Genomic DNA, 21,965 nt, shown 5'->3' with positions numbered 1-21,965 from the left:
TCGGACATGATCAGATCCTCCAAGAGAGCTCGGAGAACCCGTCGGATGTCGTCTGATCGACACACCGATCTCTATCGCGAAGTCAGACGCAAAACAGCTATTGGCGCTGTCCAGCCAGGTCGCCGCCGCAGCGTCCCCCCACACCAGTCGCGCACGAGCAATGACGTGTTCAAGATCGATCAACAGCGGTGCGGCAGTGGGTCCGGGCCGCTCCTCGCCTGTCATCCACCGCGACGGCTGTGAACGATTCACCCGACAATCGCCGCCAACTGCGCCCCGCCGATGATGTCGGCCAGATACCGTACCCGCGAGGCCGCCAACGGATCATCGGCCCCCATTCTGGTTTGCTTCCGCGCTGTCTTTCGTGCCGTGATCGCCATGCCAGCAGTTTGCCCAACATTATCGTTGGGAGCTATCCCGGTAAGCGGTGGCCTGGCCGATGCGTCAGCGCAGCCGACAACACCGCTACGCCACGTCGCATATTCCGCCGACCCGGCCACGCAGAGAATAAGACGCTGGGCCGCAAGTTCCGGTTTCGCCCGACCACGCATCAACCAGTTGGCTACACAGTTCTTCCGCAGTTGGACGCAGGTCAACGCAGGCTCACCAGCTCTTGCCGACCGCCGGGTCGTCGTCGCCTTGCAGCGTGTGCGCCGCCTCGAACAGCAGGGCGTGCACGAACGCCTGCGGCAGGTTGCCCCGCAGCTGGCGCTGGGCGACGTCGTACTCCTCGCTGAACAGACCCGGGACCGAAGGCGCCGCGGTTGCGCTCGAACCAGCGCGCGGCCGCCACCCGGTTGCCGCATTGGTGCTCGGCCAGGCACATCAGGAAGCCGCACAACAGGAAAGCCCCCTCCTGCTGGCCCAGCGGTTGCTCGTCGGGCCGGAACCGGTACACGTAGCCGTGCCGGCTCAGGTCCGGTGCGCACCGCGTCCAGCGTCGCGGTGGTGCGCGGATCGGTGACGGGAATGGCGCTCCGGATCGACGGGATGAGCAGCGCCGAGTCGACGCGCGCATCCCCCGGCGCGCGCTGCTACCTCCCGCTGGGATGCAGGCAGTCCGACGCGGTGTCGGTGATCAACAGGTCGGCCAGATGCTGCCATTCGGCGCCCACGTGCGCCGGTGCCATGTCCCCGATGGCGCGCAGCCCCGCCGCACCCCGCCGCACAGGTCAGCCGGGAGTGGGCCCAGCGCTGCTGGTCCAGCTCCCAGATGCCGATGTCGGGCTCGCGGCACAGGTCCTTGATGGTCTGCACCAACGACTGCACCGCCTTCCATTGCAGGCTGTCGAGATAGTCCAGGCGGGCGGCGGCCCCCAGCAACAACAGGGCCCCGCCGCAGGCGTCGAGCTGGAACTGGTCGCCGACCCGGTTACCGGTCATGACGGTGGCGCCGGGGTGGCCCGGCAGGTCCAGGTGCTGCACGCGGGGCACCTGACCGCCCGTGACTGTGTAGGCCGGCTTGAGCTGCGGACCGTCGGCGAGCACGCGCTCGCTGACGAAGCGCACCGCGTCGTCGAGCAGGGGGTGGCACCGGCGGAGGCCACGGCCTGCCCGGCGTAGCACTGATCACGAATCCAGCAGTAGCGGTAGTCGTAGTTGCGGCCCTGCTGGGCGCGTTCCGGCAGCGACATGGTGGCCGCGGCGGCCATCCCGCCGCCGCTGGAGGCCAACCCGCGCAGCACCGCGTAGGCGCTCTGGGAATCGGCGTCGGCCACGGTGCCGGTGGTCTCGGGAACCGCTTCGCGCCAAGCGATTTGGTCCTGCGCCAGCAGTCGTTGGGTCGTGGCACGTCGGCGGGGAGCTCGTGATCGGAGATCTCGAGGACCAGGTCGTGATCGCGCCCGGGTTCCACGCAGATGGCCGTCCGCAGCGAGCCGTCGTCGCAGACCTTGGCATCACCGGCCCCGAGCCAGCGGAAGCGCAGCGGGCCCGATCGCCCGGTCCAGATCCCGTCGTCGAGCGACAGCTCGCACATCGGCTCCGAGCCGAAATTCGCGCGGGCGTCGAGCCTGACCTGTATCCACATCGGCCGGTCGATCGCCCGGCGCGGCGCAGCACCACCGGAACGGTCGCGATCTGGCGGTCACGATGAGTACCATCCCAGCGCGGAAGGCGCATCCAGGTGCACTCGCCGCGGGGGCCTATCACCACGCCGCGCTCGCCGTCGGCCAGTAGGGCGTACTCGCGGAGTACCTCCGGAGAGAAAAACTCGGCGATGGGGGCGATGGGAGGGTCGTCGGTCATAGTCGCCTTTCACTGCAGACCCGTGCATACCGCCGTCACCGGGGTGTACCCGGTTTGCTCGCGGCTAGACGTTCGCGGTGACCAGACCCCCTGTTGCCGGAATCGGGCGCCGATTGCGGGGCCACGACGAGCACACCGGCCGGCCCGGGGCGACAATACGTGGGGACCGAGGAGACCACGACTTCGTGAGGACGGTGGACGGTGAGCAATCAAGAGGGAATCGGCGTGCTGAAACTTGAATGCCCGCAAGGTCATCCCGTCGGCAGGATCCTCAGGGACGCTCCGCATCAGTCGGTCCAGTACGACCCGGGCGCCGCAGTGGGGCCACGCCGGTTCTGGCCGGACGAGGACGACCAGCCACGGTTCGCCGTCCACTGCCGGTTCTGCGACCGGCCGGTGGGCGAGGCCACGGCCACGTTGCAGTCCACGCTGGCCAAGCTGCTCAACGACACGACCCAGGGCGCCGCCGTCGCGACGCTGCCGTACCTGTAGACCGGCCGCCGGACCCCGCCCCACATACTGTAAGAACTACAGTATCTCCACCGCGCCGCGCGCTGACGCGACGACGCGGTCGCCGACGTCGAAGGAGTCCCGTGACGCAGCAGCCCCCGCCCCCGCACGGCAGCCCGCGCCCACCCGAGGGGGACTGGCTGGGCACGCCGTACCTGACGTTGCAGCGGCAGGGGCCGATCGCGGTGTGCACGATCGACCGCCCGGACGCCCGCAACGCCCTGACCCCGGCGATGTACTTCGGAATCCGTTATGCCGTCGGCCGTCTCAACGAGGACCCGGATCTGGCCGGGCTGCTGATCACCGGAACCGGTGACGTGTTCGCGCCCGGCGGCGACATGGGCGGCGGGGCCGGCGGCGCCGACGCCTGGATCACCTTCGGCGCCGCGCTGGGCATGGACGTCACGCCGTTCGACGCGGTGCGGACCTCGGCCAAGCCGATCGTCTCGGCGGTCAACGGGCTGTGCCAGGGCGGCGGCTTCCAGATCGCGCTGTGCAGCGACCTGTCGGTGGTCAGCGAACGGGCGACCTTCCGCGTGCCCGAGTTGTTCCGCGGCTACGCCGACACCTACTACAGCCAGATGCTGGCACGGCTGGTCGGCCGGTGCGCACCCGCGACCTGATGTTCACCGGGCGGGTGCTCAGCGCGGCCGAGGCCTACGACTGGGGCCTGGTCAGCCGGGTCGTGCCGCACGAGAGCCTGCTCGCGGAGGCGCGCGATGTGCTGGCCCAGGTGTGCCGCACCGCCCCGCGGGCCCGTGGGGTCATCAAGTCCAGCATCGACAACTACCTGGGCCTGTACGACCGCATCGGCATGACCGCCAGCCTGAGCGACGCCGAGGCGCGGGAGGGTTTCCGCGCCTTCAAGGAGCGCCGCTCACCGGACTGGGTGCATCCGCAGCTGCGCGTCGAGGGACGCCTGTAGGCGCCCGGCGGTCACACCTTCCTGGCGCGGTCCGCCCAATATGGTTCCCGCAGTGCGGTTTTGAGGATCTTTCCGCTGGCGTTGCGGGGGAGCTCCGCCACGAAGTCGACGGTACGCGGGCACTTGTAGCCGGCCAGGTGCTCACGGCAGAACGCGATGACATCCTCGGGGCCGATCTCGCCGGCGGCCACGACGATCGCCTTGACCGACTCGCCCCAACGGTCGTCGGGCACCCCGATGACGGCGGCGTCGGCGACGGCGGGATGCTTGATCAGCACGCTTTCCACCTCGGGCCCGTAGACGTTCTCCCCGCCGGTGATCACCATGTCTTTCAGCCGGTCCTCGACGTAGACGTAGTCCTCGGCGTCGAGGCGCCCCACGTCGCCGGTGCGCACCCACTCGTCGGCGGTGATCGTCTCGGCCGTTGCCTCCGGGCGGTTCAGGTAGCCGCTCATGTTCTGGTTGCTGCGCACCCAGATCTCGCCCGGCCGGCCCGCCGGCACCTGACGCCCCGTTTCGGGATCGACGATCTGAATTTCGGTTCCCAGCACCGCTTTTCCGGCCGAGAGCTGCAAATGGGGCCGGGTGTCGTCGCGATGGTCGGCGTCGCCGAGCGCCGTGACCGCCCCGCACAGTTCCGTCTGCCCGTACACCTGGACGAATTGCGTCTCGGGCCAGGCCGCGAGCGCCCGGTGCAGCAGGGGCAGCGGCATCGGGGCGGCGCCGTACACGATGTAGCGCAGCCCCGAGATGGCGTCGACGGCCGCCTCGCCGCCGTCGAGGAACCTGGCGATCACCGGTGGCACGAAGAACGCGTGCGTCGCGCCGGCGCGCACCGCCCCGGCCAGCGCCGCGGCGTCGGGCTCGCGGGTCATGATCGTCGGGGCCCCGGGCCGGATGCCGAACAGGGCATACCCGATCCCGCCCACGTGGAACAGGGGCATGCACACCAGGTTCGCGTCGCCCTCGCCGAACGGAAACGCCGGTGCGAGGTTCGCCGCGTGGTTGACCAGCGCGCGCTGGCTGAGCACCACGCCCTTGGGGCGCCCGGTGGTGCCCGAGCTGTAGATCACCAGCGCGGTGTCGTCGCCGGTGACCTCGGCGTCGGTGTCCTCGGGAGATGCTGCGGCGAGCAATGATTCGTACTCGTCGTCGTCGCCGCCGCCGTCGCCGCCGACCACGACGATGCGCCGCAGGCCCGCGACGTGCGCGGCGGCCGCCTGCGCCGCGGGATGCAGTTCGGCGCCGACGAAAAGCATTCGCGCCCCGCTGTCTTCGAGCACATGCGCCAGTTCCGCACCGGCCAGGCGCCAGTTCACCACGGTGGTGACCGCGCCGATCGATGCGGCCGCGAACAGGGTTTCCAGGCAGGCGGGGTGGTTCTTGTCCAGGAACGCCACGCACTGGCCGCGGCGGACACCGGCGGCGCGCAGCGCTCCGGCCGCCCGCCGGATCCGCGCCGCCCAGCCGGCCCAGGTCCACTGCTGTTCGCCGTAGCGAATCGCAATGCCGTCGGGGCGTTGCCGTGCGTGTTGCTCGACGAATCCGATGAGCGTGTCGGTCGTGCTGATGGTGGCGTCGGCTGCCGGCATTACCCCTCCGAGTTCGGTGTGTCCCTCCTCTGTGATACGCGGCGCGTCGCGGCCGCGGCAACTCGTCAGAGCATGGAGTCGATCATGGCCCCGCCGTCCTGGGCGGCTTGACCGGTCGCGTTATCGTTCTGCCGGAAGTCGATGAACGCCGACAGCCCGGTCGAGGTGTTCAGCAGCTCGCTGAACGTGCCGAGGACGGGAACCGTGCGTCGCGGCGACGACACGACGCCGGTGTAGTCGATGGAGGCCTTCTGTTGAAAGTTGTCGCCCTGCACCATCTTGATGATGGGCGGGGTCAGGTTTTTCACGTTGGTCAGATCGGAGGACGGATCGCCGGTCAACCGGTCGATGTCGCCCTGCAGCACGGCGGCGACGTCGGTCCCGTCGGCCGTCTTGACGGTGACCTGCAGCTGTGCGCTGGAGTCGGCGTTGTAGAGCGCCACCCAGTCCGTGCCCCGGTCGCCGACCGTCCAGCCCGGTGCGGGGGTGATCGAGATGCCCTGCGCGACGTCGACCGGGTCGGCGGCGAGCAACCGCACCGCCGCCGGCGCCGGCGTGCGCGGTGGCTGTCCGGCCGGGTCGGCGGTGCCCGTGATCAGGACCGTGGCGGCCACGGCGGCGACACCCACGGGCCGCAGGCCGCGCGCGGCCCGTGTCGCACCGGGCAACCGGAGTGTGTGCGTTGATGACATCGTGGCTCCTCGTGCCCCCGGGTGGTTGCGCAAATCGTAAGGTACAAATCGCGATATGGGCAGATCCCGCCGAGCGGAACCCCTACCCGACAAAAGGACTTCGACATGGTGAATGCCGACCGTGCCCGTTCCCGCACGTTCGTCGTGACGGGCGCGGCATCCGGGATCGGCCTGGCCACCGCGCTGCGCCTGCTGGCCGAGGGCGGCTCCGTCGTCGGTGCCGATCTGGCCGCTCCGCCGGACCTGGGGCCCGACTTCCACTTCGTCACCGCCGATGTGACCGACGAAGCCGCGATCGGTGCCGTGCTGCAGGCGGTGCCGGGTCGTCTCGATGGCGTCTTCCACGCCGCCGGCGTCGCCGGGGGCGGACCGGTCCATCTGCTCGACCGCGCCGACTGGGAGCGGGTGATCGGCGTCAACCTCACCGGCACGTTCCTGGTCGCCAAGGCGGCGCTGGCCAGGATGATCGAGCAACCCAGAATCGACGGTGAGCGAGGCTCCATCGTCACCGTGTCCAGCATCGAAGGCCTGGAAGGAACGGCGGGCGGCAGCTCGTACAACGCCGCCAAGGGCGGGGTCGTGCTGCTGACCAGAAACATGGCGCTCGACTACGGACCGAGCGGCATCCGGGTCAACGCCATCTGCCCCGGTTTCATCGAAACACCGATGGCGGAAAGCGTTTTCGGTTTGGAGGGGATGGCGGGTCCGCTGGCCTCCATCACGAAGGAACACGCGCTGCAGCGGCTCGGCCGGCCCGAGGAAGTCGCGGCGATGGCGGCGTTCCTGCTCTCCCCGGACGCCTCGTTCGTCACCGGGCAGGCCATCGCCGTCGACGGCGGCTACACCGCCGGCCGCGATCACGGCGTCGTCAAACTCTTCGGCCTGCCCGAGTGAGCCCCTAGGATTCCCCTATGGCAGCCAAGCTTTCCCCCGACGACGCCATCGAGGCGATTCGAAGCGCCGGGGGAGCGCGGCCCGGCTGTCGCGCGCTGCACGCCAAGGGGACCCTGTACCGGGGGACGTTCACGGCAAGCCCCGAGGCGGTACAGCTCTCGCGCGCAGCCCACCTCGACGGCTCCACGGTCCCCGCGCTGATCCGTTTCTCCAACGGATCCGGCAACCCCGAACAGCCGGACGGCGCCCCGGGGGTGCGCGGCCTGGCGGTGAAGTTCACGCTGCCCGACGGCTCGACGACCGATGTCTCCACGCAGACCGCGCGGCTGTTCGTCTCGAGCACCCCGGACGGGTTTATCGACCTGCTCAAGGCGATGCGCCCCGGCCTGCTGCAACCGCTGCGGATGGCCCGGCACCTGCTCACCCACCCGCGGCTGCTCGCCGCGCTGCCCGTGCTGCGCGACGCCAGCACGGTTCCCGCCAGCTACGCCACCACCGAGTATCACGGCCTGCACGCCTTCCGTTGGGTCGGCGCCGACGGCAACGCCCGATTCGTGCGTTACCACCTGGTGCCCGCCGCCGGCGCGAAGTCCTCCGGCCCGGCCCCGGGGGACGAGTCCCCGGACTTCCTCACCGACGAGCTGAACGCCCGGCTCGACCGCGGGCCGGTGCGGTTCGACTTCCGGGTGCAGATCGCCGGGCCGCAGGACTCGACCGTCGACCCGTCGGCGCCGTGGCAGGGCACCCAGGTCGTCACCGTGGGGACCATCGAGATCACCGGCCTCGACACCGAGCGCGAGCACGGCGACGACATCGTCGTGTTCGACCCGATGCGGGTGACCGACGGCATCGAACCCTCCGACGACCCGGTTCTGCGGTTCCGCACGCTGGCCTATTCGGCGTCGGTCAAGCTGCGCACCGGAGTCGACCGCGGCGTGGACGCGCCTCCGGTCTGACCGGCGTGCGCACGCGGCAGGCTAAGGTTTCCTGTCTGTGATGGCCTCCGACGTGGTGTTGATCAGTCTGGCCGGGTTCGGCGCCGGGGCGATCAACGCCCTCGTCGGCTCCGGCACCCTCATCACGTTTCCGACCCTGGTGGCTCTGGGGTATCCGCCCGTCACGGCGACCATGTCGAACGCGGTCGGCCTCGTGGCCGGCAGCGCGTCGGGCACCTGGGGCTACCGTGCCGAACTCGGCGGGCAGTGGGATCGGCTGCGATGGCAGATCCCCGCGTCGCTGACTGGTGCCGCGCTGGGCGCATTTCTGCTGCTGCACCTGCCCGCCCGGGTGTTCACCGAGGTCGTTCCCGTGTTGTTGGTGGTGGCCCTGCTGCTGGTCGTGAGCGGCCCGCGGATTCAGTCGTGGGGCCGCCGGCGGGCCGAGCAGGCGGGACGCTCCGCCGAACACGTCACCCCGGCACGCATGGCCATGCTGGTGCTGGGCACGTTCGCGGTCGCCGTCTACGGCGGCTACTTCACCGCCGCGCAGGGCATCCTGCTGGTCGGCGTGATGGGGGCCCTGCTGCCAGAGTCGATGCAGCGGATGAACGCGGCCAAGAACCTCACCACGCTGCTGGTGAATATCGTTGCGGCCCTTGGCTACACGCTGGCCGCCCCAGACCGCATCAGCTGGCCGGTCGCGGGGCTGATCGCCGCGGGCTCGCTGGTCGGGGGATCGCTCGGGGCGCGTTACGGGCGCCGGCTCTCGCCGGACGCGTTGCGCGCCACGATCGTGGTGGTCGGCCTGATCGGGCTGTACCGCCTGGTCACGGTGTAGCCCGCGGCGTTGGGTGGCCAGACCTCAAAGCCCGAAGTGCGGGAGCACGAACGGGAACCGGGGCAGCGCCGGCATTTGCGGCATGATCGGCGCGGGCGGGCGAAACACGGGCAACGACGGCGCGGGCAGAACGGGCGCCTTCGGAAGCACGGGTGTGGGCAGTTGCAGCGGTTGGGGTGCCGGCAATTGCAGGGCCGGCGGTTTGGGCAGTTGCAGCGCGGGCGGTTTGGGCAATTGCGGGGCCGGCGGTGTGGGCAGTTGTACCGCAGGCGGTTTGGGTAACTGCAGCGCGGGCGGTGTGGGCAGTTGCACCGCGGGCGGTTTGGGCAGCTGCAGCGGTGCCACCGAGACCGGGTGCGGCGTCAGCAGCGGTGCGATGTTGGGAACGGGCGGCAGCGGCGCTGCGACGGGGACCGGCATGGGCACCGGCACCGGCACCGGGGCGGCGACGGGAACCGGGGGAGCCGGGGCGGCGGGGGCGGCCACGGCCGGCTTCGGCAGATCGGGTATCGCGACCGTGGGCGCGCTGACCCTGGGAACGGGATGCGTCACCGGCGCCGGCTGACTGTGGGGGGCGGGCGCCTGGCGGGTCGGGACGATGATGTTCTGCTCGGGATTGGGCTGCAGGGCGACGGTCGTGCGGATGTTGATCGCCAGCGCGATCTCCAGCGCCACCGCCGCGCAGGTGAAGATCACCGCCAGCACGCTGCTGGTCAGCAGCACCGGCCTGCGGCGCTTGCGCGTGGGGCCGGCACCTCGGCGGCCGATCCCGGTCAGCAGCGTGGTCTCGGCTTCCGCGGACGGCTCCGGGATGTCGCTGTACGCGATGGGGCGCTCGGCCGGTGGATCGGCGACGCCGGGGTAGTCGTGCAGGGGGTACGGCGGCACCTCCCCGGTGCCGGGATCCTGTGCGTAGGCCAGCGCACCGGTGGAGAGCACCAACAGCGGCGCGTTGGCCGACGCCAGCGCCGCGCCGCGCGCCAGGGCCGCCTGCGGCTCCTCCGGCGCGCTCACGGCCAACGGCGTCACCGCCTCCAGCGCCGCCTTGAGCCGCGCCGTGTCCACCCCCTGGCCGACGAGGAAAACCCCCTCGGCAGTCAGCTCCGCGGCGTCAGCGCCGGCGACCATCGCGGCCAGCTGGACGGCGGTGTCGGCGAGGGAAAGGGCCCGCCGTTGCCTGCGCACCCCGGTGATCGAACCGTCCTCGGAGTCGATCACCGCGATCGTGGCGAAATTGGGGTCGACGAGCAGCATCGCGGTGTGGCGGTACCCGATCGCCTGACCGACCGTCTGGGTCAGCGCGGCCGCGGCCAGAAACGCCGAAACCAGGGTGACGTCGCGGATCCCGTTGCTTGCCAACGCTTCCTGTAGCGCGGCGGCCTCGACCGGGTTGGTGTAGGCCACCCCCGTCGACGCCAGGCGGTAACCGCCCTCGGCGGCGCCCTGCCGAGTGCCCAGGATCGCCGAGATCACGTGTCCGGGTGCGTTGCGGGTCGCGGTGTCCGCCGCGGCGATGCGCACGGTGTCCTCCTCGACGGTCACGCCGTCGGCGTTCTCGCCCCCGAGGAGCACCATGCGCACCGCGGTGGATTCCATCGATATCCCTAGTACGACGTCCACCGCGCCTCCCGAGTCCGCTCCGGCCCGCCCCGCTGGCTGCGAGGCGCCGCCCGTCCGCGCCATCTACAAAGCTTCTCTAAGTTTGTCACCGTTTCGGGGTACGGCGTTAGCGTCCGGACGCGGCTGGGCGCTGTGAATCAGCTATGAGTTGGCGGGCCGTTGAACAACGAAGCGAACGGGAGCGCTACCAGCGGGCGGTCGTGCCGAGCGCGGCGTCGGCGGTGGGATAGATGGGCAGCACGCCGCTCAGTCCGCACGCCGCGACGATGCGGGCGACCAGCGGCTCGTGGCTCACCAGGCGCAGCTCGATGCCGCGGGTGCGGCAGCGTTCCGCCTCGTCGGCCAGCACCGCGAACGCGCAGCAACCCATGAAGTCGAGCCCGGTGACGTCGATGACGAGGGGTCCCGGGGTGGAGACGACGCCGGCTGCCTCACTGACCAGCTGGCGCCAGGTGTGCTCGTTGCACGCGTCGACCTCGCCCCCCGCGTTGACGAGGACCGCGCCGCCGACGCGGTCGGTGGTCGCCCGCAGAGTGCTGTTTGGATCGCCCAGTTCGTAGACCAGCCGCGTGCTGAGTGTCAAAGGGGGGCTGGATGTGGTGTCGGCAAATACTGGGCTCATTGTGGTGGCTCCCTGTTCGGCTGGCGTCGAAAACGCTGCGAAGGTTGCCCGTCCTATTGTCTGAAGACAGACCTCGCGAAGTGCGAATCTCTTTTGTATAACGAGACAGGGCGGTCTGTCTACCCATGGGGCGCTAAGAGTATCGTAAGGGAGGCTATGACAGGCCCTGACGCTGCGGCACCCGCGGTGCCGGCGCGCGAACGAATCCTCAGCGCAGCCTATGAATTGTTCAGCCGCCGTGGAATTCGTGCTGTCGGCACCGACGAGGTGATCGAACGCGCCGGGGTGGCGCGGGCCACACTGTATCGGCACTTCGCGACGAAGAACGACCTCGTGTTGGCCGTGCTGCAGCGCCGCGAGGAACTCTGGACCCACGGTCTGATCGAGGAGCAGTCCCGCAAGCGCGCCGACACGCCCGAGCAGCAGTTGATGGCGATCTTCGACGTGTTGCACGAATGGTTCCAGCTGCGCGGCGGTTACGAGGGCTGCTCGTTCATCAACGTGCTGCTCGAGGTGGGCCCCGACCATCCCGCCGGCCGGGCCAGCATCGCCCACATCGACCACGTCCGCGACATCGTGCGCCGGCGCGCGATCGCGGCGGGGCTCACCGATGTGGAGGGGTTCGCCTCCTCCTGGCATATCCTCATGAAGGGCGCGATCGTTCTCACGGCAGTGGGGGACCGGGACGCCGCCCTGCACGCCAAGACGATGGCCGGCGCTCTCATCGAAGCGCACCGACCGTCGTCGAACCCCGGTCTGGGGGAGGCGGCCGGCTGACCCGCCGGAACCGGCTTCACACGGGGTCGGCGGCGGCGGTCCCGGCTCTGCGGCCGTGCTCGGCCTCGAGTTCGGCAATCGCCCGGGAGGTGCGCTCGCGCAGCAGGATTGCCGCCGTGACGCCGCACACGGCGGCAATGACGAACGCGATCCAGGAAAACCGCTCCATCCAGCGCTCGGCGGCCATCCCGGCGAAGTAGACCAGCGCGGTGGTGCCCCCGGCCCAGCAGACGGCGCCCGACACGTTGGCCGCCAGGAATCGCGGGTAGTGCATGTTGAGCGCTCCGGCCAGCGGCCCGGCGAAGATGCGCAGCAATGCGATGAAGCGGCCGAAGAACACCGCCCGGACACCCCAGCGGTTGAACAGCCTTTCGGCCAGCGCGACGTGTCCGGGCCCGAAATGTCTCGGGAACCGGCGGCCGAGCCGATCGAAGAGCGGCATGCCGAACCGGCGCCCGATCGCGTAGCCGACGGAGTCGCCGGCCACCGCGCCCAGGACGGCGGCGGCACCGACGAAGGCCGGATTGATGGGCAGGTCGTCATACGACGACATCAGCGCCGCGCTGACCAGCACGATCTCGCCGGGCAGCGGAATCCCGAGGCTTTCCAGCCCGACGACGGCCCCGACTACCAGGTACACCGCCAGCGGCGGGATCGAGTGCAGCAAGGCCTCCACGTTCATGGGTCAAGGATGCCCGACTCGCGCATCATCCGCGGTGCAAAGCCTTCTTCCCGGGGCGCGCAGCCGTTGTGCGGACCGCTCGGCGCGGTGAGGCGCTGCAGCCGGGGACGCTTCGGCACCCGGCCGTCGGCCGAGGACCGGCCGCGCAGTCGGCGCCAGATCCACGGGACGAAACTCTCGTGCGCCCAGCGCAGGTGGCCCCGGGCGCCGGCCGAGAAGGACAATCCCGCTGGATCCGCGCTCGCATCGGCCCAATCATGGTTGCTGTCGGGCAGATTCAGCGCCTCGGCGGCCGCGGCGGCGAACAGGATGTGGCCCTTGGTGGATGCGTGCACCCGGTCGATCGCCCAGGTGTCCAGTTCGCGCATCGAGGCCGCGCTGTACAGGTCGACCAGCCGGAAGCCGTACTGCCCGGCGGCGTCGCTGATCGCCTGGTTGATGCGGGTGAGCCGCGTCGCCACCAGCCGTCCGAGCGGGAGGAACTGCGCGACGTTCGGGAAGGTCGTCGTCACCACCGTCGCCCCCGACTCGGCGAGCGCGGCGTGCAGGTGGTCGAGGTCGACCAGGGCCCGGCCGAACGACCGGCCCGGCTGGATGACGTCGTTCATCCCGGCGCACACCGTGATCAGGTCGGGCCGCATCGCCAGGGCCTCGGGAAGCTGCTCGGTGAGCACGTCGCTGATCCGCTTGCCGCGGATCGCCAGGTTGGCGTACTGCAGGCCGGGGTGCAGCGTGTCGATCATCGCGGCGAGCCGGTCGGCAAAGCCCAGCAGGCCGACGGTGTCGTCGCCGTCCCACAATCCCTCGGTCTGGCTGTCACCGATCGCGACGTATCGGCAGTACCCGGCCCGATTAGCCCCGCACACGAAGCCGAGACTAATAGCAGTCCCCGCGGAAATGCGTTGTAACCTGGCGCTCGCTCGATGCTGAGGAGTGTGTGTGCACGACGAGGGGTTCAATCTCGCCCAGGTGTTCGCCGCGGTGGCCGCGGCCAACCCCGACCGGGACTGCATTGTTTTCGGGGATCGGCGGTTCACCTACGCCCAAACCGGCGAGCGTGCCCGCCGGTTCGCCCGCGCGCTGCATGACTGGGGGCTCGGCGCGCGCCGGGAACGCGCCGAGCTGGCACCACACGAGTCGGGTCAGAGCCACCTCGGGCTGTACATGGCCAACTGCAACGAGTTTCTCGAGGCCATGCTGGGTGCCTATGCGGCCCGGGTCGCCCCCTTCAACGTCAACTACCGCTACGTCGCCGACGAGCTGGTGTATCTGCTCGGCAACGCCCGCGCCGACGCCGTCATGTACCACGCGCGGTTCGCCCCGACGCTGGCCGAGACGCTGGCCGAGATGGACATCCGGCCCCGCCTGATCCACGTCGACGACGGCTCCGGGGTCGATCCGCTGCCCGGGGCGGTGCGCTACGAGGAGCTGCTGGCCTCCGTCTCCGACGCGCCGCTCGACCTCGCGCTCTCGCCCGACGACCTCTACGTGCTCTACACCGGCGGCACCACCGGAATGCCCAAGGCGGTGCTGTGGCGCCAGCACGACATCTACGTCAACGCGATGGGCGGGCGGGATCCCGCGACCGGGGAGCCGATGACCGGCCTCGCGGAGATCGTCGAGCGGTCGCGGGCCGGGGGACCGGGCTCGATGACGGTCGCACCGCTCATGCACGGCGCGGCGCAGTGGGCGGCCCTCATCAGCCTGTGCGCCGGCCGGCCCTTCGTGATGGCGCCGACGACGACGCACTTCGACCCGGCCGAGGCGTGGGCGCTGGCGAGTCGGGAGCGGGTGATGTCGCTGTCCATGGTCGGTGATGCCTTCGGGCGGCCGCTGCTCGACGAATTCGAGTCCGGCGATTACGACCTGTCCGGGCTGCTGGTGCTGGTCACCGGCGGGGCCGCGCTCAGCGCTCCGCTCAAGCAGCGCTTCGTCGAGCTGCTGCCACATCTGACGATCCTCGACGCCGGCGGCTCGTCGGAATCCGGTGCGCAGATGGGGCAGGTGTCCTCGCGGTCGCAGCACGCGAGCGGCCGGTTCGCGCCCAACCCCGGTGCGGTGGTGGTCAGCGAGGACATGACCCGGGTGTTGTCGCCGGGCGACGAGGAGGTCGGTTGGCTGGCCCAGCAGGGGTTCATCCCGCTGGGTTATCTGGGCGACCCGGAGAAGACGGCGCGCACGTTCCCGGTCATCGAGGGGATCAGGCACTCGGTGCCCGGCGACCGGGCCCGCTGGTACGCCGACGGCCAGATCGAGCTGCTCGGCCGCGACTCGGTCACCATCAACTCCGGCGGGGAGAAGATCTTCGCCGAGGAGGTCGAGGCCGCGATCGCCGGACACCCCGCCGTCTACGACGTCGTCGTCACGAGCCGGCCCAGCGTCCGGTGGGGCAACGAAGTGGTCGCCGTCGTGCAGCTGGCCGACGGCGCGCAGGCCGACGGCGACAGCATCATCGCCGAGGCCGCCCGTCACCTCGCCCGCTACAAGCTGCCGAAGGCGGTCGTGTTCTGCGACCGGGTGCAACGTTCGCCGTCCGGCAAGGCCGATTACCGGTGGGCGAAAAGCGTTGTTGCAGCTGCTTTTTGAGCGGCCCTGTCTCGTCGCCGCACCGGCTTCCGGCGGGGCGGACGCTTTCTTTCGCCCGCCTCATGGCGACAAATCCGGCGCTCGTGCGGTTGTCGTTAGAAGGCGGGCACGAAGAGTCCCGGGCGCGGACCGGCGTGGCGGTTGGGGTTTCTGCGGCGCGGCGTAGCGACTACCGTGGACGCATGCAGCACAAGCGTGACCGGGCGGGCGGATCGACGGCCGATTCCCTTGTGCCGCAGTATCCGATCGAGTCGGTCGACAACGCGCTGAAACTGCTGTTGCTGCTGGGCGGGCGGCCGCAGATCCGGCTGAGCGAGGCCTGCCCTCCTCGTCCGGTAGCAGCGGGCCGCCGGAGGTGCCGACCATGGCCGTGAGCGTGCGGGCGTTCTGCCGGGTCAGCGCCTCGAGTTCCAGCGCGTCCAGGCTGATCGAGCGCCCGGTTCGCAGGGCTCTGATCGGCAGCCGCGAGCCGTTGCGGGTGTCCACCCGCCGCACCTCGACTTCGGCGAATTCATTTGCGACCGTGATGGTTTCGTTCACAGGAACACCGCCAGATTCTGCATCCGCAAGACGGACTCGTCGACAAGGATAGGAGTCCCGCTTGTACCGCGGGGGAGCCGCGGAGTCCACCGCGAAGCACGAGCACACCTCCGTCTCGTTCGCGCTGAGAGGCTGCCACAGCCGGATCGAGATGAAGGGCAGGACGTTCTCTTTTCCGGGCTCGCCGCGGGCAGTTTCGGCCAGTTGTGCACGAAGCTGAGGTTGGGAAAGCAGGTGGCCGCCGAGACCATGAAACCGTCCTCGCCGACGACCCGCTGCTGGCGTGGCGACCAGACCTCCTTGATCCGCCAGCGCTGCGGCCCCCGCAACTCCACCCCGCCGACGCTCTGCCGGGTGTAGAAGTCCAGATAGAACCTGAAGTCCTCGCGGAAGTCCTCGAGTGGTTCGGCGTGCGGGTCCAAACTGATGAACAGCAAGCCGTTGTAGCTCGCGAAACGCGGTGCCGGCAGCAGGGTTTGGCCGCTTCGCGGGAAGCCGTCGTCGCCGCCGTAGGCCTCCTGGTGAAACGCCAGGCCGGTGAGCCGGCCGTCGTTGCGGTAGGACCAGCCGTGGTAGGGGCAGCGGAAATTGGAGGCGTTGCCCATCTCCGCCCGGCACACCTGCATGCCGCGGTGCAGGCACATGTTGAACATGGCGCGCACCTCGCCGTCCGAACCGCGCGCGATGATGAACGAGTCGTCGAGCACCCGGCGCACCACGTAGTCGCCGTCCTGAGGGATCTCCGACTCGTGCCCGACAAAGACCCACGCGCGGCCGAACAGTCGCTCCTTCTCCAGCGCGAACAGGTCGGTGTCGTTGTAGATGTGGGCGGGGACCATGCCGCGGCGCACGTTTTCGCAGATGTCGTCGAGGGCGCGATCGTCCGCCACGGCGCCCCACCTTGTCTGTGCTACAGAAATAGCTTCCTGTTCAGTAGAATTCCGCAGCCCGCAGTCCTGGTCAATCGCCGCGATCCGGCGTGGCCAGGTTTTTACAAGAATGATTTGGGCTAATTCACAGGTGGTTGGCAAGGATAGAGACGGGCGACCGGCGTTACTGTGGTCACGTTAGGGCTGTCAGGCGTGTGAGCAAAAATTAACCGCGAGGTAATCCTCGGGTTTTGCCTCGAGCAACGTCGTCTGTCTCTCGGCGGGAAGGGCTGGTGGCATGGCTGGTCGGACACGAAGTGCCCGGTTGCAGGGACTCGGAGAACGGGTCGTGTCCGCGATCGGGCGCCAGGAATGGCTGGACCGGCCGAGCTACCGGCTGGAGCACCTGCTGAGCTTCGCCTACAACGGGCTGGGCGGGGCGCGCAACGGGGTCACGAACGCACTGCACGGCGTGTGGCTGGGGCACCCGGCGCACCCGCCGTTGGCGTCGCTGACCAGCGGGGCGCTCGGCACAACCGTCGCCCTGGACGCCCTCAGTCTGCTGCCGGGGCAGCGGCGCGGCGAGGTCCGCGACGCCGCGCGGTTCGCGGGCCGCGCGCTGGGGGTGGGCATCCTGGCCAGCGTCGGGTCGGCCGTCACCGGCGTCACCGACTGGCAGCACACCCACGAGGAGGACCGCCGGGTGGGGCTGGTACACGGCCTGGTGAACCTGGCCGCGACCGCGCTGTACGCCCAGTCCTGGCGGGACCGCCGCCGGGGCCGTCACTACCGCGGCATCGCCCTGACGGCGCTGGGTTACGGCATCACCGTCGCCGGCAGCTACCTCGGCGGGGCCCTGGTGTTCGAGTCCGGGATCGGCATCGACCGCTCCGGCGAGCGGCTGCGCACCAGGGAGTGGACACCGGTGCTGCCCGCCGAATCGCTGAACGGGAAACCGGTGCGGGTGGAGGTCGACGGTGTGGGGCTGGTGGTGTGCCGGACCGGCCCCGACGAGGTCGCCGCGTTCGGCGAGTTCTGCCCGCACCTGGCGGCTCCGATGGCCGACGGCTGGGTCGACCGGGGCCGGCTCGTGTGCCCCTGGCACGGCTCGTGGTTCTCGGCCGAATCCGGTGAGGTGCTGCGGGGCCCGTCGGCGGCCCCGTTGCCGTGCTATGAGGCCCGGTTGGTCGACGGAACGGTCGAGGTCCGCGGCGAGGCCACGTCGTTCGTCCGCGGGGCGACGGGGATTCGAGAGGGATTCGAGAGGGAGGAGCCAAGTGAACGCCTATGACGTGTTGAAGGAGCACCACACCGTGCTCAAGGGGCTGGGCGGCAAGATCAGCCGGTCGCCGGTGAATTCGCAAGAGCGGCACGACTTTTTCGACGACATGCTGATCGAGCTCGACATCCATTTCCGCATCGAGGACGACCTGTACTACCCGGCCCTCAAGAAGGCCAGCAGGTTGATCGCGATCGCCCACGCCGAACATCGCCAGGTGGTCGACCAGCTGTCCGTGCTGCTGAAGACCCCGCAGAGCGCACCCGGGTACGAGCAGGAGTGGAACTCGTTCAAGACCGTCCTGGAGGCGCACGCCGACGAGGAGGAGCGCGACCTGATCCCGGCTCCCCCCGAGGTCGAGCTCACCGACGCCCAACTCGAGGAACTCGGTGACAAGATGGCCGCCATGATGGAGCGCTACCGCGGTTCTGCCCTGCACCGGCTGCGGACCAAGGGCCGGGCGGCGCTGGTCCGGGCCCTGTAGCGGTCCGCGACCGTCAGTCGCCGTCGGGCGCGAGGCGCATGCCGGTGACGATCTGCGGTTCGATCGCGACGACCGTGTCGGCCTCGTTGACCCACGGACGCAGCAGGCGCTCGTAGCGGGCGATGGCGCCGGGATCGCTGACCGTCTTCGCCATGCCGGTGACCACGACGCTCCAGCCCGTGTGCCGGTCCGGGTCGAGGTCGTCGGCTTCGTAGGCCACGACCAGACCCGAATGCGCGTTGGCGCGCCGGGTTCCGGAGGCGGGGGCGGTCAACCGGGTGCGCAGGATGATCCGGCCCTCGTCGATGAGATGGTTGACCGCGCGGATCGCCGGCAGTGCGCCCACGCTGAGCACCACGCGCCCGTAGCTGACGCTCGCCAGCAGGCGCATCGCCTCGGCGCGGGTCAGTTCGGTTGCGGTGAATCCGTCTGGGCGGACCAGTATTGCGTTCATCGTTGTCACCTCGGGTGGAGCTTGTCGCTCAAGGTTGCCGTGGCGGGGCCGGATCCGATAAGGGCCGCAAGGCCCTATCTCGGCGGACGGTTGTCACCGCGTCGGGCGGGAGTAGCCTCACGGCTCATGAGCGCCGAGCGTCTCGCAGGACGACATCACGGCGGAGATGGCCGGCATCGCCGCCGAGCACCGGGCAGCCGCGGGGGACGCGCGGCCGCGGCTCGACTACCCGCCGTACCGGGGCACGGCGCTGCGCCACCCGCAGCGGCCCCCGCTCGCCGTCGACTCCGAAGGGGCCGAACGGGGGCCCCGTGTTTCGGCGAGCGGGACGTCGATCCCGCCGACGCCGACCTGACGTCCGGCCATGCCGGTGAGCCGATCGGGGAGCGCATCGCCGTGGCCGGTCGGCTGCTCGACGGGGCGGGCCGTGCGCCCTCGACCCGATTCTCGGGTCCGTTATCGACCCCGCCGCGCGCCGGCGGCTGATCGCCGGCTACGACCACGACCTCACCGAACCGGAGTACGCGACCGGCTACCGCTGGGACATCGTGCTGGCCGAACCTGGACCGACGATGGTTGAACCCGGCCGCACGCCAGGGCAAACGGCGGGTCCCTTCCTGCACCTCGGGTTGTCCTACCCCGGTGACCGCAGCCGGCGGGTGAGCACCGCGGGGGATCGTCCTCGGTGCCGCACAAGCGAAACCCGGTGCTGTCCGTGCTGATCCGGCGGACCGCCATCACCGCGCCGCAGCTGGCCGCGACCCTGCACACCGCCGCCGCGTTGGCCCACGACGAGCGGCCCGACGGCGCATGGCATGCCGAATGGGACACGCTGCGCACGTTGGCCCGCCGTACCGTCGTCGCAGGTTCGCAATGCACCGAGCTACTGGCCGGACTCGACGTACACGCCGCTCGCATGGCCGAGAACCTCTGGGCCACCGACGTTCTGGGCGAACAACGCGCCATAGCCGAACTGGCCGGCAAGGCGGCCTCGCCCACCTATTTCGGAGCGGTCGACCGGTTCATCGAGGAGAGCGTGACCCGCCCCCGGCGCGTCCTTCGGGGCTGACTGCGATCGGCGTGCCCTGAGGCCGCACGCCCGAAAGGAAAGGGGCTTCGGTCCCTACCGCGGGACCCGCTCGAGTGATCTGATAGCGCTGGGACACTTCACAAGTCGTCGGACGGAGGCATGGGGATGAACGGGTCACGGCGTTTTACCGAAACCGAACTGCGTGGGTTAGCCGCACGCGGCGCATTGGAGTTGCCGGACGCCGGGGCGACCGAGCTGTTGCGCTGGACGGACGCGACCTTCGGCCCCGACGGCTATGTGGTGGCGTCCAACATGCAGGACGCGGTGCTGATCGACCTGGCCGCCGAGGTGCGGCCGGGTGTGCCGGTGTTGTTCCTGGACACCGGGTATCACTTCCCCGAGACCATCGGCACCCGCGACGCGGTTGAAACCACGTACGACATCCGGTTGCTCAACGTGACACCGGAGCACACCGTAGCCGAGCAGGACGCCCTCTTGGGCAAGGATCTGTTTGCCCGCGACCCCGACGAATGTTGCCGGCTGCGCAAGGTCGTCCCGCTGACCAAAGTTTTGCACGGGTATTCGGCCTGGGTGACCGGACTGCGCCGCGTCGACGCGCCCACACGTGCGGGCGCGCCGTTGATCAGTTTCGACGAGAAGTTCAAGCTGGTGAAGGTCAACCCGCTGGCCGCGTGGTCTGACCGGGACATGGCCGACTACATCGCCGAGCGCAACGTGCTGGTGAACCCGCTTGTCGAGGAGGGTTACCCCTCGATCGGGTGCGCCCCGTGCACCGCAAAGCCGGCGCCGGGCGCCGACCCGCGCAGCGGGCGCTGGCCGGGACACGCGAAGGTCGAATGCGGCCTGCACGCTTCGTGAGCGGGTAGCGCACGGACTGCGGCGGTGAGCGCTGGATGGGTTCCCGCGCAATATCTCCCGAACCAGCGACGTGACGGATGCCCGGCCGAAACCCGCGGTGAAAGGTGGGCCGGATGGCTGATACGCATCACATAGTGGATTGGGACCCGGAAGACGCCACGGCCTGGCGCACGGGTAACGACGCCATCGCCCGCGGCAACCTGGTCTGGTCGATCGCCACCGCCCATGTCGCCTTTTCGATCTGGTACCTGTGGTCGGTAATGGTGCTGTTCATGCCGCAGGCCGTCTACGGCTTCACGCCAAGCGACAAGCTGCTGGTGGGCGCCACCGCAGCCCTGGTCGGTGCGGTCGCGCGCATCCCCTACACGATGGCCACCACCAGGTTCGGCGCGCGCAACTGGGCGACGTTCTCGTCGCTGATACTGCTGATCCCCACGAGCGGGGCGATGGTGCTGTTGGCCAATCCCGGCCTGCCGTTGTGGCCGTACCTGGTGTGCGCGGGTTTGACCGGATTGGGTGGCGGCAATTACGCGGCAGCGCTGGCCAACGCCGAAGTGCTCTACCCGCAGCGCCTCAAGGGTTTGGCGCTGGGTCTCACCGGGGGGATAGCCAACCTGGGGGCGGCGTCTGTCCAAGTGGTCGGACTGCTGGTGCTGGCGGCCGCCGGTCACCGGGAACCGTACTGGGTGTGCGCGATCTACCTGGTGCTGCTGGCCGTCGTCGGCGCCGGCGCGGCGCTGTTCATGGACAACTTCTCCCAGCCCATCAGGGTGGCCGACATGCGGAGCGCCCTCGCGATGCCCGATACGTGGGGAATCTTGTTGCTCTACGTGACCGTCTCCGGATCATTCCTGGGTTTTGCCTTCGCCTTCGGCCAGGTGATACATCTGAACTTGTTGGCCCGCGGGCAAAGCCATGCGCAGGCGTCGTTGCACGCCGCCGAGGTCGCCTTCGTGGGGCCACTGCTGGGGTCGGTCGCACGCGTGATCGGGGGCTGGTTGAGCGACCGCCTCGGGGGTGGCCGCGTCACCCTGGCCGCTCTTGCCGGCATGATCGCGGCCGGCGGCTTCCTGGTCGGCGTCAGCAGCCGCCAAGACGTGATCGGCGGACCCGGAGGCCCCAAGACGATCCTGACGATGGCCGGCTACATCGCCGGGTTCATCGTGCTGTTCATCTTTTGCGGCGTGGGCAAGGGATCGGTGTCCAAGCTGATCCCGACGGTCTTCGCGGCGCGTTGCCGCACACTGGATGTCAGCGAGGAGCAACGCCGGCACCAGCAATGCGCCATGTCGGGTTCGGTTCTCGGGCTGGCCGGTGCGCTCGGGGCACTCGGCGCGACGGTGACCAATCTGGTGCTGCGGCAGTCTTATCTGAGCACCCACACCGAGACCCCGGCATTCGTCAGCTTTCTGGTGTGCTATGTCGGGGCCGCGTTGCTGACCTGGGCGCGCTACGTGAGGCCCCCTGCCGCACAGGGGCTGTAACCGGGCGCGTGGCCTGCCGACCA

The 21,965-nt window shown here is 69.8% G+C and carries 18 protein-coding genes and 8 pseudogenes; 14 read left to right on the top strand and 12 right to left on the bottom strand.

The genetic code is table 11. The annotated features are described in order from the left end of the window. The 3 genes and pseudogenes from AC2VOR_RS18100 to AC2VOR_RS18090 form a co-directional block, all read right to left on the bottom strand. Positions 1-225, bottom strand: a pseudogene (locus AC2VOR_RS18100) (hypothetical protein); the annotation flags it as partial. Positions 226-1,221: 996 nt separating this feature from the next. Continuing rightward, positions 1,222-1,488 (bottom strand): annotated as a pseudogene (locus AC2VOR_RS18095) (glycoside hydrolase family 15 protein); the annotation flags it as partial. Continuing rightward, complete coding sequence (locus AC2VOR_RS18090; protein WP_486964248.1) at positions 1,380-1,634, bottom strand: glycoside hydrolase family 15 protein; 255 nt, start codon at positions 1,632-1,634, stop codon at positions 1,380-1,382. The gene AC2VOR_RS18090 and the pseudogene AC2VOR_RS18095, both read right to left, overlap by 109 nt. A gap of 814 nt (positions 1,635-2,448) precedes the next feature. On the opposite strand from AC2VOR_RS18090, the gene AC2VOR_RS18085 reads away from it, so the two are divergent. Further along, on the top strand, positions 2,449-2,739 hold the full coding sequence (locus AC2VOR_RS18085) for a hypothetical protein (protein ID WP_369739337.1): 291 nt from the start codon (positions 2,449-2,451) through the stop codon (positions 2,737-2,739). A gap of 101 nt (positions 2,740-2,840) precedes the next feature. Next, positions 2,841-3,682: pseudogene (locus AC2VOR_RS18080) on the top strand (enoyl-CoA hydratase/isomerase family protein). An 11-nt stretch (positions 3,683-3,693) separates the two neighbouring features. On the opposite strand, the gene AC2VOR_RS18075 reads toward AC2VOR_RS18080, so the two are convergent. Next, entirely contained in the window at positions 3,694-5,274 is a 1,581-nt protein-coding gene (locus AC2VOR_RS18075; protein ID WP_369739335.1) for a long-chain-fatty-acid--CoA ligase, read from the bottom strand. Positions 5,275-5,339: 65 nt separating this feature from the next. Then, positions 5,340-5,966, bottom strand: a complete 627-nt coding sequence (locus AC2VOR_RS18070; RefSeq protein WP_369739334.1) for a hypothetical protein — start codon at positions 5,964-5,966, stop codon at positions 5,340-5,342. A gap of 105 nt (positions 5,967-6,071) precedes the next feature. Here AC2VOR_RS18070 and AC2VOR_RS18065 point away from each other — a divergent pair, with 105 nt between their 5' ends. The 3 genes from AC2VOR_RS18065 to AC2VOR_RS18055 are packed head-to-tail and all read left to right on the top strand — an operon-like array spanning position 6,072 to position 8,636. Further along, the gene (locus AC2VOR_RS18065) at positions 6,072-6,860 is read left to right on the top strand and encodes an SDR family NAD(P)-dependent oxidoreductase (RefSeq protein WP_369739333.1); all 789 of its coding nucleotides are present in this window, start codon (positions 6,072-6,074) and stop codon (positions 6,858-6,860) included. A gap of 17 nt (positions 6,861-6,877) precedes the next feature. After that, positions 6,878-7,816 (top strand): catalase family peroxidase, encoded by a 939-nt coding sequence (locus tag AC2VOR_RS18060; protein WP_369739332.1) that lies wholly within the window; start codon positions 6,878-6,880, stop codon positions 7,814-7,816. Between the two features lie 40 nt (positions 7,817-7,856). Then, positions 7,857-8,636, top strand: coding sequence for a sulfite exporter TauE/SafE family protein (locus AC2VOR_RS18055; protein ID WP_486964247.1), 780 nt, complete (start codon positions 7,857-7,859; stop codon positions 8,634-8,636). Positions 8,637-8,660: 24 nt separating this feature from the next. Here AC2VOR_RS18055 and AC2VOR_RS18050 read toward each other — a convergent pair whose 3' ends face one another. Together AC2VOR_RS18050 and AC2VOR_RS18045 are read right to left on the bottom strand one after the other, a co-directional pair. Continuing rightward, entirely contained in the window at positions 8,661-10,319 is a 1,659-nt protein-coding gene (locus AC2VOR_RS18050) for a DUF7159 family protein (protein ID WP_420492643.1), read from the bottom strand. A 121-nt stretch (positions 10,320-10,440) separates the two neighbouring features. Continuing rightward, positions 10,441-10,878, bottom strand: coding sequence for an anti-sigma factor antagonist (locus tag AC2VOR_RS18045; RefSeq protein ID WP_369739330.1), 438 nt, complete (start codon positions 10,876-10,878; stop codon positions 10,441-10,443). Positions 10,879-11,034: 156 nt separating this feature from the next. Between AC2VOR_RS18045 and AC2VOR_RS18040 the strand changes: the two genes are divergently transcribed. Beyond that, on the top strand, positions 11,035-11,655 hold the full coding sequence (locus tag AC2VOR_RS18040) for a TetR/AcrR family transcriptional regulator (RefSeq protein ID WP_369739329.1): 621 nt from the start codon (positions 11,035-11,037) through the stop codon (positions 11,653-11,655). A gap of 16 nt (positions 11,656-11,671) precedes the next feature. Here the strand turns inward: AC2VOR_RS18040 and AC2VOR_RS18035 are convergent, their stop codons facing one another. Both AC2VOR_RS18035 and AC2VOR_RS18030 read right to left on the bottom strand, forming a co-directional pair. Then, positions 11,672-12,337: a DedA family protein gene (locus tag AC2VOR_RS18035; RefSeq protein ID WP_369739328.1), complete on the bottom strand. Its 666-nt coding sequence runs from the start codon at positions 12,335-12,337 to the stop codon at positions 11,672-11,674. Next, positions 12,334-13,203 carry an SGNH/GDSL hydrolase family protein gene (locus AC2VOR_RS18030; protein WP_369739327.1) on the bottom strand — a complete coding sequence of 290 codons (870 nt, stop codon included), beginning with the start codon at positions 13,201-13,203 and terminating at the stop codon, positions 12,334-12,336. Before AC2VOR_RS18030 ends, AC2VOR_RS18035 begins: the two co-directional genes overlap by 4 nt. Positions 13,204-13,276: 73 nt before the next feature. Here AC2VOR_RS18030 and AC2VOR_RS18025 point away from each other — a divergent pair, with 73 nt between their 5' ends. Further along, on the top strand, positions 13,277-14,923 hold the full coding sequence (locus AC2VOR_RS18025; protein WP_369739326.1) for an acyl-CoA synthetase: 1,647 nt from the start codon (positions 13,277-13,279) through the stop codon (positions 14,921-14,923). A gap of 182 nt (positions 14,924-15,105) precedes the next feature. Further along, a pseudogene (locus AC2VOR_RS18020) lies at positions 15,106-15,243 on the top strand (IclR family transcriptional regulator); the annotation flags it as partial. Between the two features lie 7 nt (positions 15,244-15,250). On the opposite strand, the pseudogene AC2VOR_RS18015 reads toward AC2VOR_RS18020, so the two are convergent. Both AC2VOR_RS18015 and AC2VOR_RS18010 read right to left on the bottom strand, forming a co-directional pair. After that, positions 15,251-15,463: pseudogene (locus AC2VOR_RS18015) on the bottom strand (dihydrodiol dehydrogenase); the annotation flags it as partial. Positions 15,464-15,514: 51 nt separating this feature from the next. After that, positions 15,515-16,302, bottom strand: a pseudogene (locus tag AC2VOR_RS18010) (Rieske 2Fe-2S domain-containing protein); the annotation flags it as partial. A gap of 328 nt (positions 16,303-16,630) precedes the next feature. On the opposite strand from AC2VOR_RS18010, the gene AC2VOR_RS18005 reads away from it, so the two are divergent. Beyond that, positions 16,631-17,623, top strand: a complete 993-nt coding sequence (locus tag AC2VOR_RS18005) for a Rieske (2Fe-2S) protein (RefSeq protein ID WP_369739325.1) — start codon at positions 16,631-16,633, stop codon at positions 17,621-17,623. After that, positions 17,610-18,095, top strand: a complete 486-nt coding sequence (locus AC2VOR_RS18000) for a hemerythrin domain-containing protein (protein ID WP_369739324.1) — start codon at positions 17,610-17,612, stop codon at positions 18,093-18,095. The genes AC2VOR_RS18005 and AC2VOR_RS18000 overlap by 14 nt, the downstream gene beginning before the upstream one ends. A 13-nt stretch (positions 18,096-18,108) precedes the next feature. Here AC2VOR_RS18000 and AC2VOR_RS17995 read toward each other — a convergent pair whose 3' ends face one another. Continuing rightward, positions 18,109-18,549, bottom strand: coding sequence for a pyridoxamine 5'-phosphate oxidase family protein (locus AC2VOR_RS17995; RefSeq protein WP_369739323.1), 441 nt, complete (start codon positions 18,547-18,549; stop codon positions 18,109-18,111). Between the two features lie 166 nt (positions 18,550-18,715). Here AC2VOR_RS17995 and AC2VOR_RS17990 point away from each other — a divergent pair. From AC2VOR_RS17990 to AC2VOR_RS17975, 4 genes and pseudogenes are all read left to right on the top strand, one after another. Continuing rightward, positions 18,716-19,142: pseudogene (locus tag AC2VOR_RS17990) on the top strand (hypothetical protein); the annotation flags it as partial. A 56-nt stretch (positions 19,143-19,198) separates the two neighbouring features. Then, a pseudogene (locus AC2VOR_RS17985) lies at positions 19,199-19,618 on the top strand (3-carboxy-cis,cis-muconate cycloisomerase); the annotation flags it as partial. Between the two features lie 126 nt (positions 19,619-19,744). Beyond that, on the top strand, positions 19,745-20,458 hold the full coding sequence (locus AC2VOR_RS17980; protein ID WP_486964246.1) for a phosphoadenylyl-sulfate reductase: 714 nt from the start codon (positions 19,745-19,747) through the stop codon (positions 20,456-20,458). A gap of 113 nt (positions 20,459-20,571) precedes the next feature. Further along, the gene (locus AC2VOR_RS17975) at positions 20,572-21,942 is read left to right on the top strand and encodes an MFS transporter (RefSeq protein ID WP_486964245.1); all 1,371 of its coding nucleotides are present in this window, start codon (positions 20,572-20,574) and stop codon (positions 21,940-21,942) included. Positions 21,943-21,965 lie beyond the last annotated feature (23 nt).

Source organism: Mycobacterium sp. TH-M103 (genome assembly GCF_057473785.1).
Note: the sequence above shows the minus strand (reverse complement) of the source record. Positions and strands in the feature narration are given on the sequence as shown.